Raw genomic sequence first — 13,623 nt, forward strand, 5'->3', positions numbered from 1 at the left:
GGAAATTCAGGTGACCAAGACCAGGACCAAGGCCGACGAGCCCGAGGCCCGCGCGGACGAGCCCGAGGTCCCGGCGGACGAGGTGTCCGAGCCGGAACCGTCCGCGAAGGAGACCGACAAGGGCCCCGAGGCTGCGGAGGAGAAGGCCGAGAGCGAGGAAACGCCGACGTCCGAGAAGAGGACAGGTGAGCCGCCGGGCGCGAAACGGCCGGCGAAGGACGCGGACGAACGGCCCCGGCGCCGCCTTTCCAAGGACCCGCTCATCCGGGTCGCGTCCCTCGTGACGCTGGTCGCGGCCGGCGCGGCGGCCTGGTTCGGCTGGTCGTACCACTCTGCGTCCGGTGACGATTCGCTGGCCTACGCCGCCGAACGCGACCGGGTGCTCGCCGTCGCCGGGCAGGAGATCGTCAACCTCAACACCCTCGACTACCGCCAGGTCGACGCGGGCCTGAAGGTGTGGCAGGACTCGGCGACCGCGCAGCTCTACGACCAGATCGTCTCGGGCCGGGAGCGGCTGAGGACCGAGGTGCAGAACGCGAAGACGTCCAGCACCGCGAAGATCCTCGAGTCCGGGCTGACCGAACTCGACACCCGCGCGGGGAAGGCGGCCGTGATCGCCGCCGTCCGCATCACCATCACCGGTGCCGACGGCAAGCCGGTCGACAACACCCGCCGTTTCGCCGGCCAGCTCACCCGGACCTCGGACGGCTGGAAGCTGTCGGCGCTCGGCCAGGCCCCGACCGGAACGTCCTGAGCAGGGAGGAGAAAGCGAAAATGGCAGCGATCACCTCGGCCGGCCGCTTCTTTCCCGGCACCGGGCGCACCCTCCTGGTCGTCTTTCTTGGCGCGCTGACAATAGCGCTGGGTGGAGTGGCCGCCTGGTCGAACACCCAGGAAAGAGACCTGACTGGCGCGACCTCCGCGCAGAACGACGCACTCAGCGATAATGGCCGCACCGCCGAGGTCAAAGGCCAGGTGACCACGGTCGTCAACACGGTGTTCTCCTACAACTACGCAGACGTTGCGAAGACGGAGAAGGCGGCGCAGGAACTGCTCACCGGAAAGGCCGTCCAGCAGTACAACCAGCTGTTCGCCCTGGTGCGCCAGCAGGCGCCGCAGCAGAAGCAGGTGCTCACCACGTCGGTCACCGACTCGGCGGTGAAGTCCCTGACCGGCGACCGGGCCCGCCTCCTGGTCTTCGCCGACCAACGCAACACCCGCACCGACACCAACAAGACGAGCTACTCCGCGGCCGTCTTCGCCGTCGACGCCCTGTACGCCGACGGCAAATGGAAGATCACCAACATCGACACCCTCGGTGCCTGACTGCGCCTAACCAATCACGGAACGGAGCAATACGGCATGCGAAAGCTCGTACGAAGGGTCTTAGCCGCTATCGCGGCTGTGACCGCCACCACGGCCCTCACCGCCGTCCCGGCCTTCGCTGACCCTTTGACGGCGGCGAACACGCAGCCAGTGAAAATGCTCGACATGGCCACAGGGGCCTCGGTGACCTGCAACTCCTCGACGGCCACCGGTACGTCCTCCGGTGGGAATCCTCCCTTCGTGATGACCGGCGTCACCTTCTCTGGTTGCAATAGCATCGGCGGTCTTGCCGTCGCGGTGCAGCCAGGGAACCTCCCATGGGTCTTCAGCCAGATCGCTTCCAGCGGGGGAGTGATCTGGGGCCAGTTGACGGGCTTCAAGCTCCAATTCATGATTGCTGGGCTGGGGTGTACGGTAACGGTCACCGGCCCCGGCGGCGGACCTGGATCTATTCCCGGCACCTTCACCAGCTCCTCAAGCGTCCTCGACCTGGGCTCGTCGACCAATCTCGTGATCGTGAGCACATTCGGGCCCTGTGCTGGCTTGTTCATCACGGGCGATATTATCTCGCTCCGTGCCCAGTATCACGTCTCCTAGCCGGCGCCGGGTTGGCATAAGGATTCGTGGTGCGGTCGCGTCGGCTGCGACGCTGTAAGCCGGTGATAAATACATAATGATCCAATGCTAAGCAGGTGACAAGTGGTACCTGATTCTTATGTGAGCCTAAGAAAAGTCCCTAAGGGCTCTTGAGAAGTGGGCTACTGGCAGGTACCTTTTTATATGAGTACGGCAGGACTGGGTGGTCTTGCAGCGGAGCTGAATGAGTTCGGCTTCCGGGGTTCTGCTCCCATCGACCCGGAGGAGTTCGTTCTGTAGAACGCGGTCAGTGTCCCTACGAGTAGAAGAAACCACCCCCCCTGAAGGGAAAAAGAACTGACATGCGAAAGATCACCCGTACGGCCCTGACCGCTACCGTGGTCGCGGCCTCCGCCGCTGCCTTTGCGGTCGTCCCGGCCTCGGCGGCACCGATCACCTTCACCGTCACCCCCGGCGGCGCCGTCAGTGGGACCAACACCCAGCCCCTGCGGGCTCTGAACACGGCCAAGGGAGTGGCCGCGGTCTGCAGCGGCTCGACGGCCTCGGGCACCCTGCTGAGCGGCTCCGGACTCTCCGGCACGAACATCGCCCAGCTGAACACCGTGGGCGCCACCGGCTGCGTCACCACGGGCGGTCTCGCCACGACCATCACGGCCACCAACCTGCCGTGGCACTTCAACGCCACGGGTTACAGTGCGGGTGTGACCACCGGCAACCTCACCGGTGTCAAGGCCACGGCCGTCATCGGCAACCCCGCCAGCCCGCAGTGCACCGTGACGGTCGGCGCTTCCGGCGGCGGGGGCGCCACGATCACGGGCAAGCACACGAACAGCACCCACCGCCTCGGCGTGACCGGCAGCAATCTCGTGGTGCTGACCGCCACCGGCCCCGGCTGCGGCACCCTCGCCTCGCCGGGCGACCCCATCACGCTCGCCGGCGAGTACCTCCTGTCGCCTGCTCAGACCATCACCAGCCCGTGATGTGAGGGCACGGCTCTGATTTCGACCGCACCCGGGCCCCGCCCGGGTGCGGTTCCCTCTCCCGTCGACCGAGGAAGTGAACATGCATCCGATGTCCAGAAGCGTCGTGCGGGTCGTGGCGATCACGGCGATCGCCGTGAGCAGCGGTGCGGTGGTGGCCGTTCCGCCGGCGATGGCGGACATCGGAGCGGACATGCGATTCGTGTGCGACGGTGCGACCGGTACACGTGAGGTGGGGCTGCGGATCCAAGCCGGCGCCCCGACCTCCGGAAATGTCGGTGAACCGCTGCAGCTGGGCACCATCAAGGTGGACGTCGGCATCCCGGCGGCCTTGGCGGACGAGGTGGCGGCGAAGTCCCCGGGAGAGGCTTCGGCGCCCCCGGTCACGGGGGTCGCGCCCGCGCCCTCACCCGCCATCGCGGGAGTGGCACAGATTCAGGTCGCCGTTGACGGTCCCGGCCGTGAGCAGCAGGGCAGCGGGTGGCCGGCGTTCGCGCTGGCGGCCACCCCGTCTCGTGAAGACGGAACCGTGCACCTGACCGGTAGCGGGGTGGCACCGCCATTGGTCCCCCGATCGTCAGGCGGGCTCTCATGGGTGGCTGGTGATCTCGAACTGAACCTGGTGCCGAGTGATGCGGCGACTGGGACGGAAAAGGCGGGGGTGTCGCTGCGCTGCGCGGCGGAGAAGCAGACGGTAATGGGTGCCGTACGCGTCCGAGGCGGCAGCCAGGCGGCGCCCAACGGGCGGAGCGGGGTTTCCCCTCAAGCCGCTGCTCCGTCGGAGAAAGCGTGCAAGGAGATCCCCCCTCCGGGAGTCGATCCGCGATACGACTTCAACCCCGATCCCGATCTCATGAAGATCTACGACGACCCGAAAAGACCGGACGATGCGACTCAGAGCCCCGAGGACGGGGGCATACCGATGTGCATCAGTGCAGCGGGGTTCTTCAATGTAAAGAAGGCCGGGAACGCGGTCCCGGTGTCCGCCAAATCCCTTCTTCGAAGGCAAGTCAAGACCTACGCCGGTGATCCGTGGTTCGGATCGAATTACCTTGAGGACCAGGGCTATTTCGTCAACAGTACCGAGCCGGTACCGGCCACTGTGCTTGGGTTCGGTTTTATGCCGACACGTGCGATTGCCGAGGCTGTTCAGGTCCGGAGCCCACGAGGCGGGAAGAATGACCCGATCGCAGGTAACTATCGGTTCCTCACCTTCACGCCAGGAAATGCGCCGAATGTTCTCAAGGACACGGGAATTCAGGTTGCGGCCTACATTCGGGTCAAGGCTGACAAGGCGGCAGTGAACGGCGTACCGATCGATCTCGGCAACAAATGCATGACCACTCCAACCCGGCTTTCCGCAGCCTCGTTCATGGGGAACGAAAAGACCGGTGTGCTGAACCCGATACCTGGTCAGTCGCTGATTTCTGAAAACCTCGAAATCCCGGCCTTCAGTGGTTGCGGCGCAACGGAGGACCTCAGTCCGCTCCTTACCGCAAGTGTCTCCGGATCAGGCAACTACGTGAATGTCCATTCCGGGGTATGGTGCATGGTTACGGACGGATCGGGTTGCGTCAACGGTGAAGGTGCCCAGCCGACCACTCTCACGGTAAGTCCCGGCGGGAATGTCACCGCCGTCGCAAAGCCGTTCACCATCGTGTCCAATTGGGAAGGCGGAGGTCAGCTCAGCTGCGAGTCGGCGACGATTCGGTTCCATCTGGATCAAGGGCACTGGCAGGCGCCCTTCATGCTTGCGAAGAGCCGCATGTCGTTCGAGGGCTGTACGGTCAAGGGGCCGGACGGCACGATCTATCCGTCCGCAGGAGAGGTCACTCAGGAAAATGACCTGTTCTTGAACGTGCTCCAAGTCGAAGACGATGGCAAGGTGCAGATCGCGATGGAAAATGTCGTCATCAACGCACCCTTGATCGTCAATGGAGAAGAATGTTCATTGCGGCTGGCGCGGGGACAGTTCTCGGGGTTCGACTACATTGAGGGGCCTGGCCGATTCACTGGAAGCTACGACAATGGGGTCATGTCCTTGTCGTTGGCCCCGGGGGAACTGATGTCATCGCCGGCCTCAACTTGTTTCGGGGTGGGATTTGATGTCGCTCTCGAGGCGAAGGGCGAATTCGGTCTCCACCCACCACAGAGCATCACCTCCCCCTGAGTGGTGCCCGCCGGGGTGCGGTCTGATTCCGCGCCCCAGGCTGGTCAAAGGCCGGCCGTACCTGTCTGCACCACCCCAGCGGGTGCGGCCAGCCCGCTCACCGTGGGCCTCCACAGGCCCACGGTGAGTGCGGCGGTCACGTCACGGCGCAGCCAGTTCTGTTCCGCCAGGCCAATTGCGGACTTGCTTCATTCGATTCAGATCGAATGATCTCCTTCTTCGCCAGTGGCGGGCACTGTGCGGCAGGTGACAATATCGCCGGAGTGGATGCCGCTCCGGATGGCAGCCGCTGACAAGAGTGAAAGAATTTCCAAGTTGGCGTGTTGGTGTGTATTGAAACGCCATCGAGTCAGTCTTACGATCCGGTTGGGAATAACCGCTATTCCCGTTGCGGGCCAGCGTCGGCAGATCGGTGTCGGCTGCGATTGATTCCGCTCGTCCGGCGCCTTGATCCCGTTTCCACCCCCGGTACGACGAAAGGACCGTCTGTGAAGCTCACCCGGTTCTCGAGGCGCGGTTCACGGCTCGCGCTTCCCGCCGTTCTCGCCGCGGCACTGACTTTCGGCCTGGGCAGCACGGCCCACGCCGCGCCCGACCCGATCCCCAGCAGTTTCGACTTCTCCGACTGCCCGGCCCTGCCGGCGGGGGCGGACCCTCTGTTCTCGCACTGCTTCGTGGCCGTGGTGACCAGCGGCAAGTTCCAGATCGGCAAATTCGATCAGTCGATCGAGAAGCCGATGCGGATCACGTTCGCGCAGACCCTCAATCTCGACACCTTCGAGTTCGGCACCGTCTTCGGCAAGATCGCCGCTGACAAGATGCTGATCCAGGGCGGTCTGTTCGGTGATCCGCTCCTGACGGCCGTGTACGCCAAGCCGGAGTACGCGGGGTCCTTCGAGCTGCCGACGAGCGATGACTTCAGGATCCGAATCGGGCTGAAGGTCCGGCTCATCAACCCGTTCCTGGGCAGCAACTGCACGGTCGGCACCAACAGCAATCCGATCAAGCTGGACCTGACCACCGGCACCACCAACCCGCCGGCGCCCAACACGCCGATCAGCGGGTCCCCGGCCACGATCGTGCAGACCAGCCCGATCGAGGTGCGCGCGGCCAAGCACGTCGACAACTCCTTCGCGGTGCCCGGGGCCAAGGGCTGCGTGTTCGGCGGCGGCGTCGCCGACTGGCTGATCAACCAGGTCGGCGGATTCCCGTCGGCGGCCGGCAAGAACACCATGATCCAGAACGAGTACATCGTCCAGAAGAGCTACAGCGAGCTCTAGACGGAGCGCGGTCGACCATGCCGTGCCCGCGGCGACCCCGCGGGCACGGGCTCGCGTTTCCGGCATCAGCTGGATTGATCCCGGTCGTCCGGTGCTCAGCTCCCGTTTCCACCCCCGGTACGACGAAAGGACCGTCTGTGCAATTCACCCGGTTCTCGAGGCGCGGTTCACGGCTCGCGCTTCCCGCCGTTCTCGCCGCGGCACTGACTTTCGGCCTGGGCAGCACGGCCCACGCCGCGCCCGACCCGATCCCCAGCAGTTTCGACTTCTCCGACTGCCCGGCCCTGCCGGCGGGGGCGGACCCTCTGTTCTCGCACTGCTTCGTGGCCGTGGTGACCAGCGGCAAGTTCCAGATCGGCAAATTCGATCAGTCGATCGAGAAGCCGATGCGGATCACGTTCGCGCAGACCCTCAATCTCGACACCTTCGAGTTCGGCACCGTCTTCGGCAAGATCGCCGCGGAGTCGATGCTCATCCAGCCGGGCCTCTTCGGTGATCCGCTCCTGTCCGCCGTGTACGCCAAGCCGGAGTACGCGGGGTCCTTCGAGCTGCCGACGAGCGATGACTTCAGGATCCGAATCGGGCTGAAGGTCCGGCTCATCAACCCGTTCCTGGGCAGCAACTGCACGGTCGGCACCAACAGCAACCCGATCAAGCTGGACCTGACCACCGGCACCACCAACCCGCCGGCGCCCAACACGCCGATCAGCGGGTCCCCGGCCACGATCGTGCAGACCAGCCCGATCGAGGTGCGCGCGGCCAAGCACGTCGACAACTCCTTCGCGGTGCCCGGGGCCAAGGGCTGCGTGTTCGGCGGCGGCGTCGCCGACTGGCTGATCAACCAGGTCGGCGGATTCCCGTCGGCGGCCGGCAAGAACACCATGATCCAGAACGAGTACATCGCCCAGAAGAGCTACAGCGAACTCTGACCCCGCGGTAGTGAACGTGCCGTGCCCGCGGCGACCCCGCGGGCACGGCCTCCACCTCACCGGTCGAGCTTCCCGCAGACGGTGTATCGGCAGCAATGAGAAGGAATGATTTCGATGCGGCGTAGGAAAGCATCCATTCTGGTGGCGATGGGGCCGCAGCGGCTGGGTTATTCCTGACCGGAACGTCCTCCGCCCAAGCTCGTACCGTTCCGGCGGCTCCCGCAGAAATCGACCTGCCGGACTTCGATTTCTCCGATTGTCCCACTGTCCCGAAGGAACACGAAAGTTATTTCGGGATGTGCTACGACCAGGTCGTGGTGGGTGGCCGGATCCAGATCGGCCGGCTCAGTCACGAGATCACTGATCCCATCAAATTCACCTACGCCGAGGTAACGCAATTTCTCTCCGGGGAGAGGCAGTACCTCGTCGGGCCGCTGCACACGAAGAAGGTGGCGCTGCCCTCGGAGGCCATCGGCCTTCCGCCGGGTAAGGAGGTGTTCGCGGCTCCCGAGTACGCGGGCGGCCTTACGATCAACTTCCCGAACATGACGATCGGTCTGAAGATCCGGTTGAGCGGCGCCGGACTCGGCGGCTCCTGCGTGATCGGCAGCGATGAGGACCCGATTCCGCTCAGCATGACGACGGGGACCACGAGCCCGCCACCGCCGAACACTCCGATCACGGGCGTCCCGTTCACGACCGTGGGGAAAGTGGGCGGCGCGAACGTCTTCTCGGCGACGCACGTGGACAACGCCTTCCTCGCACCTGCCGCACGGGGATGCGAGCAGGCCGGGGTGAACGTCGACGCCCTCGTGAACTCGGCGACCGGTCTGCCGTCACCGGCCGGCGCGAACACCGTGGTCCTCGACCACTACATCGCCCTCCTCCCCATCAACAACCTCTGACGGGCAGCGGCGCTCCCGGCACCGAGTAGAGGGCGGCCGCCACGTCTCGGATCTGTGCTCGGGCCGGGAGACAGGGTGGGACCCGCGCGGCCGTCCGCCGATCAATAACCGTGTGCGCGTGGTTTCCGGAACCTCGCGATTGAAGGTGGCCGGGCTCTCATAGCACGTCAGGCGCCATTGGTGCCGACCCAAAGAATGGGTCTGGTGTGCGACGCCGCACGATGACAGTCTGGAGTTCAGCGCTGTTGACACGGACAGCGACACACGGGTATCCGGTGGTGGCGACGATGAGCCGTTCGCGGACAGGGGTGGGGTGCTGCGCATGAGCCCCGACGGCTTCCCCGGCGAGTTCACCGAGGGTGCGTATATCGCCCGTCAGACCTGGGCCAGCAATCTGCCGGTCGTGGTCATACTCGGCGCCGTGACCGTGTTCGTGCTCTATCAGACCATTCGGAATCCCGGACTCGGGGCCGGCATCGCACTGTTGGGGTTCGGCGGAATCACCGCGCTACTCGTCTTTCTCGTGGCGAGATCAGTACGCCGCGGGGAGGTCTCGTTCGCGGTGGATGCCCGCGGCGTCTATTTCGGCTACAGCAGCGAAAACGTTCAACCGGATCTGATCCCCTGGGCATGGATCGACTGCATCGTGACTTTCGACCAGATCACGCACGGCGGTGGCGGACAGAAAGGGCGCCAGCATCACGTGGGAGTCGAACTCAACGCCGCCGGCGCCAAGGCCCGGATGAGCCGATTGCCCAGGCCACCGGGACTGCCGCCGCCGACCGCGGCGGAGGAGGAGATCAAGGAGGCGCTTTTCGGCCCCTGGCTCCGTGGCATGGCCGCCGAGCCGTCCCTGGTGTCGCAAAGGATCCAGGGTTGGCGACTGGAGGGGGAGCGCCTGGCCGAGGCGGTCATGCGTTACGCGCCTGACACGCCCATCGCACGGCGCCCCACACGTCCCGCCCCGAGCATCGCGCGCTTCGCGGCCGCAGCCTGGCAGGTGCGCAAGAACCTCCAACGATTCGCTGAATGGGACGACGACCACAGGAGACACGACGACCGATGAGGCGTCCCCGGAGCCGACTGCCGCAACTCGCCAGCGGACGATGACAGACCCGTAGGAGTGACATGGCGACCGAATCCCTGAGGGGCCGGAATCCAGTCGAGTCGAGCCGACCATGGGTGATCGGCGCCGTTCTCCTGTGTGCGGTCGGGACGCTCGGGGCGGTCGCCAACTCGGCGCGGCCCAGAGGGAGCGTCGGCCGCGCGGCGGGGTTCGCGGACGTCCTGCGCGTCAATCCCGGTGTGGTGCAGACCGAGCAGGCGGCCGTGGTCGCGGTGGTGACCGTCGCCGGGTTCGCGGCGCTGTGGTGGTCGCTGCGGCGGAGCTGGCCGTGGCTGCTGGTCGCGGGCGTGACCCTGACACTCCCTACCGAGCTCGCGAACGTCGTGACCCGGAACGAGTTGTTCGGTTCTGCGGCCTGGTTCTACTTCGGGCCGGTCACGGCCGGGGCGCAGCTGGTGCTGCTGGGGACGCTGGCCGCCGGGGTCAGGCTCGTCCACATGGGTGCGCCGGGCGCGGGCGCGATCCTCATCGGGGCCGGGATGGGCGCCCAGGTCTTCGGCGCGTCCACCGACGTGTGGATCGCCCACATCGCGATCGCGCAGCCCGGCGGTTTCCCGGTCGACGTCGCCGAGGCCGCCCAGATCCTCCTTCATGTCGTGTTCCTGGCCACGGCGATCGGCGGCACGCTTCTCCTGCTGAGCCTGCACCACCGCTATGACGGACGGCCCGAGCTGGCCGCACCGTCCGGCCCCGAGCCCGAGCTGGGCCTCCGGACGGCGCTCGCGGGCTCGGTGGGGGCCGTGGCGTTCGTCCCGGCCGCCGCGATGGAGACGGTCAAGGGCGGGTTCGGCGTCAACGCCTGCTGGGTCCTGCTGGGCACGGGCCTGGTCGCGGCGGCGTTGGCCGGGCTCCGCGCGGCGGCCGGCGTTCTCGTCGCATCGGCGGTCGTCGTCGGAATCTCGGGCCCGGCCAGTGCGCTGATCCAGGCGGAGAACACGAGCTACATCCGCATGTGGTTCCTGGTGGCGCTCGGCGTCGTGGTGGGGGCCGCCGCCGCGTTCCCGTCGTGGCGGCTCTGGGCCGCCCTCGCGGGATGCGCCGCCTGCGCGATTGTCCTCGCCCTGACGATGCTGATCCGCCCAGACGGCCTGACCGTCATCGTCCTGGCCCTCCTCGCCGCCACCGTCACCGTCGCGATCGCCTCGCTCGGCATCCGGCTGACCCAGGACGGTCTTTCCCCGGCCGTCCTGGGCCCGCTGATGTTCGCGACGGTGATCGGTGCCTGCGGCCTGCTCGCCGACTGGCACGGGACAGGTAGACGCGGACCCAATGCGGAACTGTTCCGCGAACCCGGCCACCTCTGGCTCTACACCGTCCTGCTCCTCCTGGCGGGCCTGGCCCTCATCGCCCTGCCCCGCTGGTGGACGCGTCCCAAGGCGGAGGAGCAATCACCCGTCGACTGAATGCGCGGACGTGTTCGCCGCGAGAGTGGCCGCATCATGGATTCCGTCGCTGGGACGCGGCGGGCCCGGAACGTCCTCGCGCGCCGTGGCATGAGCGTCGGGCGGCACGGTGTGCGGGACCTCGAACCAGACCCGCAGCCGGCCGTCATCGAGCTGGTCGAACCCCCACGACTTCGCGAGCATCGACAGAATGGGAAGTCCGCGCCCATGCTCGCCACGCGGATCGTCCCGACGTGCGGGACGGTGCTGCCGCCCGCGTCAGTGACCTCGATCCGGATATTGGCGGTGTCCACGTAAGCGTCCACCTCCACAAGGCGGCCCTCACCGTGGACGATCGCGTTGGTAAGCGTCTCCGAGAGCAGCAGGACACTGTCATCGCAGGCGCTGTGCTCCGCGCCGAGCAGTGGTTCGAGCCGCCCCAGCAGCCACCGCCGTCCGTTCGCCACGTTCTGCGGTGCGGACGGGATGACGCACGTCCCCAGATGCTTCACCGGGCCCGCACCGCCCACGCCACCCGGGCCGCGGCCTCGGCCACGTCCCCGGCCACGCTCCACTGGTCGCCGAAGGCGTAGAGCCACCGCCCCCGGTGGTCGACCGCCGCGACCCCGAGCCACCTGTGCGGCCAGGCCCGCCCCGGCACCCACAGCACCGCCTCACCCCGCGACGGGTGGACGAGCATGGACGCGCACTGCTGACGTTCCCCCAGCTTGAGACACAGATCAGCCAGGAGGCTGAACCGCACCACGTGCGGTCGCTGATCCGCTGACATCGTCGGACGCCCCTTCTCCAGGCACGCGAACGACCACGATTCACCCGACTTTCTTGTGTGACCGCTCATCTACCGTGCGTGATTTTCGCTACGGTCAGAGTGTGCGCAGGAGACGTGCGTTCTGCAATAGAAACGAACTGAACTAACGCAGTTTGTTTCTTCGATCTTGATCTCAAGGCACCATAAAACGGATACAAGGAGGACGAAGTGACCGCTCGCCGTAGCCCCACCGTCCGCAAGCGCCGCCTCGCCGCTGAACTCCGGCGTCTGCGCAAGGAGTGCGGGCTGACTCGCGAACAGGTCGCCGAACGCATCGGATGCGCCCCCGTGACGATCACGCGCATCGAGACCGGGCAGAGCGGTGCCCGCGTCGGAGAGGTCTCCCTGATGCTGGAGGTCTACGACGTCACCGGCGACGAGCGCGAAGCCCTCCTCCAGGTGGCCAAAGACGCCCGCAAACGCGGCTGGTGGCACCAGTACAGCGGCACCATGCCCAGTTGGTTCCAGGTGTACGTCGGTCTCGAAGGCGAGGCGGCGTTGGTACAGGATTATCAGTCAGAGGTCGTCCCCGGAATCCTCCAGACTGAGGAGTACGCCAGGGCCACGTATCTGGCGGAAGCGGTAGTCCCTTCGGAGGAAGAGATCGATCGACAGATCAACCTCCGTATGGAGCGTCAGGCCCGCCTCCTTGAGGCCGAGGACGCCCCAGACATGTGGTTCGTCATCAATGAAGCAGCCATCCGACGCCAAGTCGGTGGACGTGCGACCATGCGAGGCCAACTTGAGTCGCTGCTTCAACTGTCCCGCCGTCCCAATGTCACGCTCCAAGTTCTGCCGTTCACTGCTGGTGCTCACCCGGCCATGCAGGGAGGCTTCACGATCCTCGGATTTCCTGAACCCGCCGATCCGGCCACGGTGTACGTCGAGTATCGGCGGGGAAGCCTTTACCTGGAGAAGCCGGACGAAGTGGACAGCTATGTGCTCATCTTCAACCACCTGCGCGCTCAGGCCAGTGGCCGCGAGCAGTCGCGAAGCTTGATCACTTCATCCATTCAGGCAATCAACTGACCTTGAGTCCTCGAGGAAGCAGGTGCCCCATGGAAGCGTCTCGAATCAACTGGCGCACAAGTAGTTACAGCACTGGTAATGGGGGCCAGTGTGTCGAGATCGGCGCTTGGCGAAAGAGCAGCCACAGCGCGGAAGAAGGCCAATGTGTCGAGGTGGCGCCGGACGAAACCATGGTGCTGGCGCGGGACTCTAAGGATCCGGACGGACCGATGCTGGGCTTCGGCGCTGACGCTTGGCCTGCCTTCCTCAACGCCGTGAAGAGCGGCCGCCTCGACCTCCCCTGACAGAAACGTTCAGCGCCGGGCCCCGCCGCCGCGCCCACGAGTCCGTTGATCTGCGGCGTGTTGTTGTTTCGGGGGCGTGCATAACAACAACTCGCCGCAGATCAACGCGGCGGTCTTTGCCGCTGGCGCTCGGGGGCGCGCTTCGCTTCGTGGAGAGCGGTAGCGCGGCGGCCGTGGCCTCTCTTGAGATGAACGTGGCGGGGTCCGGCGTGGTCGGCGCGTCCGCCGTTCCGTTGATCTGCGGCGTGTTGTTGCTTTGAAGGCTCGCATAACAACAACTCGCCGCAGGTCAACGCAGCGAGCGGGGGCTGTGGACGGGTGACGTGCCACAGTGGTGCGGCCTCGTGCGCGCGCTGGCGTGGTGGTCGAGCGAGGCCGGCTCGTCGCGCGATCCGAAGGCGCGGGGGAGACGTCACCGAGTCGCTTACCTGCCGATTCACGGCTCCGCGGCCGCCTCCCAGATGCGGAACGGCGGCGCCGCGGCCTCCGGCCGGGAGCATGGCAGCGTCCGGCATGGCCGGCGCGTCAAGGCGGTCTGTTGATCTGCGGCGTGTTGTTGTTATGGGCCGCTTGATAACAACAACACGCCGCAAATCAACGAGTGGGATACGAGCCAGTCACGAGGCGCGCGGCGGTGGTGCGGTGGCGGTTATTAATTGACAGTGAGGTGATCTCAGGGAAATCGATCCGGACAAGGATGCCTTCCCTGTCACGAACGAGGCTTTGAGGGCGGACACGCGGACGATCAGGCGGCACCCGGAAAGGGCGTGGAGCCCCCGGTAGAAG

Annotated in this window: 14 protein-coding genes; 13 read left to right on the top strand and 1 reads right to left on the bottom strand. The window is 66.1% G+C overall.

Translation table 11 applies throughout. From position 1 onward, the window contains the following. Positions 1–10 precede the first annotated feature (10 nt). The 11 genes from SM611_RS14375 (at position 11) to SM611_RS14425 (ending at position 11,013) form a co-directional block, all read left to right on the top strand. Positions 11–754: a hypothetical protein gene (locus tag SM611_RS14375; RefSeq protein WP_371950013.1), complete on the top strand. Its 744-nt coding sequence runs from the start codon at positions 11–13 to the stop codon at positions 752–754. Positions 755–774: 20 nt separating this feature from the next. Further along, positions 775–1,326, top strand: a complete 552-nt coding sequence (locus SM611_RS14380; protein WP_371950014.1) for a hypothetical protein — start codon at positions 775–777, stop codon at positions 1,324–1,326. A 78-nt stretch (positions 1,327–1,404) separates the two neighbouring features. After that, the gene (locus SM611_RS14385; protein WP_371950015.1) at positions 1,405–1,923 is read left to right on the top strand and encodes a hypothetical protein; all 519 of its coding nucleotides are present in this window, start codon (positions 1,405–1,407) and stop codon (positions 1,921–1,923) included. Between the two features lie 341 nt (positions 1,924–2,264). Continuing rightward, a complete protein-coding gene (locus SM611_RS14390) occupies positions 2,265–2,903 on the top strand; it encodes a hypothetical protein (RefSeq protein ID WP_371950016.1) in 639 nt (212 codons plus the stop codon). Positions 2,904–2,994: 91 nt separating this feature from the next. Next, a complete protein-coding gene (locus SM611_RS14395) occupies positions 2,995–5,073 on the top strand; it encodes a hypothetical protein (protein ID WP_371950017.1) in 2,079 nt (692 codons plus the stop codon). 425 nt (positions 5,074–5,498) lie between these two features. Then, positions 5,499–6,353 carry a hypothetical protein gene (locus SM611_RS14400; protein WP_371950018.1) on the top strand — a complete coding sequence of 285 codons (855 nt, stop codon included), beginning with the start codon at positions 5,499–5,501 and terminating at the stop codon, positions 6,351–6,353. A gap of 137 nt (positions 6,354–6,490) precedes the next feature. Beyond that, on the top strand, positions 6,491–7,282 hold the full coding sequence (locus SM611_RS14405; RefSeq protein ID WP_371950019.1) for a hypothetical protein: 792 nt from the start codon (positions 6,491–6,493) through the stop codon (positions 7,280–7,282). A gap of 296 nt (positions 7,283–7,578) precedes the next feature. Further along, entirely contained in the window at positions 7,579–8,187 is a 609-nt protein-coding gene (locus SM611_RS14410) for a hypothetical protein (protein WP_371950020.1), read from the top strand. Positions 8,188–8,509: 322 nt separating this feature from the next. Next, positions 8,510–9,253, top strand: coding sequence for a hypothetical protein (locus tag SM611_RS14415; RefSeq protein ID WP_371950021.1), 744 nt, complete (start codon positions 8,510–8,512; stop codon positions 9,251–9,253). Between the two features lie 62 nt (positions 9,254–9,315). Continuing rightward, positions 9,316–10,716 carry a hypothetical protein gene (locus SM611_RS14420; protein WP_371950022.1) on the top strand — a complete coding sequence of 467 codons (1,401 nt, stop codon included), beginning with the start codon at positions 9,316–9,318 and terminating at the stop codon, positions 10,714–10,716. 36 nt (positions 10,717–10,752) lie between these two features. Further along, positions 10,753–11,013 carry a hypothetical protein gene (locus SM611_RS14425; RefSeq protein WP_371950023.1) on the top strand — a complete coding sequence of 87 codons (261 nt, stop codon included), beginning with the start codon at positions 10,753–10,755 and terminating at the stop codon, positions 11,011–11,013. Positions 11,014–11,203: 190 nt separating this feature from the next. Here the strand turns inward: SM611_RS14425 and SM611_RS14430 are convergent, their stop codons facing one another. Then, entirely contained in the window at positions 11,204–11,485 is a 282-nt protein-coding gene (locus SM611_RS14430) for a hypothetical protein (RefSeq protein WP_371950024.1), read from the bottom strand. Positions 11,486–11,692: 207 nt separating this feature from the next. Between SM611_RS14430 and SM611_RS14435 the strand changes: the two genes are divergently transcribed. Together SM611_RS14435 and SM611_RS14440 are read left to right on the top strand one after the other, a co-directional pair. After that, positions 11,693–12,553 carry a helix-turn-helix domain-containing protein gene (locus SM611_RS14435; protein ID WP_371950025.1) on the top strand — a complete coding sequence of 287 codons (861 nt, stop codon included), beginning with the start codon at positions 11,693–11,695 and terminating at the stop codon, positions 12,551–12,553. Between the two features lie 29 nt (positions 12,554–12,582). Next, entirely contained in the window at positions 12,583–12,837 is a 255-nt protein-coding gene (locus SM611_RS14440; RefSeq protein ID WP_371950026.1) for a DUF397 domain-containing protein, read from the top strand. Positions 12,838–13,623 lie beyond the last annotated feature (786 nt).

The organism is Actinomadura monticuli (assembly GCF_041463655.1).
Classification (GTDB): Bacteria; Actinomycetota; Actinomycetes; order Streptosporangiales; family Streptosporangiaceae; genus Spirillospora; species Spirillospora monticuli.

Excerpts from the sequence above, each read along its gene's own strand:
- SM611_RS14380 (WP_371950014.1), top strand. The coding sequence starts at position 775 with ATGGCAGCGATCACCTCGGCCGGCCGCTTCTTTCCCGGCACCGGGCGC.
- SM611_RS14395 (WP_371950017.1), top strand. The coding sequence starts at position 2,995 with ATGTCCAGAAGCGTCGTGCGGGTCGTGGCGATCACGGCGATCGCCGTG.
- SM611_RS14410 (WP_371950020.1), top strand. The coding sequence starts at position 7,579 with ATGTGCTACGACCAGGTCGTGGTGGGTGGCCGGATCCAGATCGGCCGG.
- SM611_RS14420 (WP_371950022.1), top strand. The coding sequence starts at position 9,316 with ATGGCGACCGAATCCCTGAGGGGCCGGAATCCAGTCGAGTCGAGCCGA.
- SM611_RS14440 (WP_371950026.1), top strand. The coding sequence starts at position 12,583 with ATGGAAGCGTCTCGAATCAACTGGCGCACAAGTAGTTACAGCACTGGT.
- SM611_RS14425 (WP_371950023.1), top strand. The coding sequence starts at position 10,753 with ATGGATTCCGTCGCTGGGACGCGGCGGGCCCGGAACGTCCTCGCGCGC.
- SM611_RS14390 (WP_371950016.1), top strand. The coding sequence starts at position 2,265 with ATGCGAAAGATCACCCGTACGGCCCTGACCGCTACCGTGGTCGCGGCC.
- SM611_RS14430 (WP_371950024.1), bottom strand. The coding sequence starts at position 11,485 with ATGTCAGCGGATCAGCGACCGCACGTGGTGCGGTTCAGCCTCCTGGCT.
- SM611_RS14415 (WP_371950021.1), top strand. The coding sequence starts at position 8,510 with ATGAGCCCCGACGGCTTCCCCGGCGAGTTCACCGAGGGTGCGTATATC.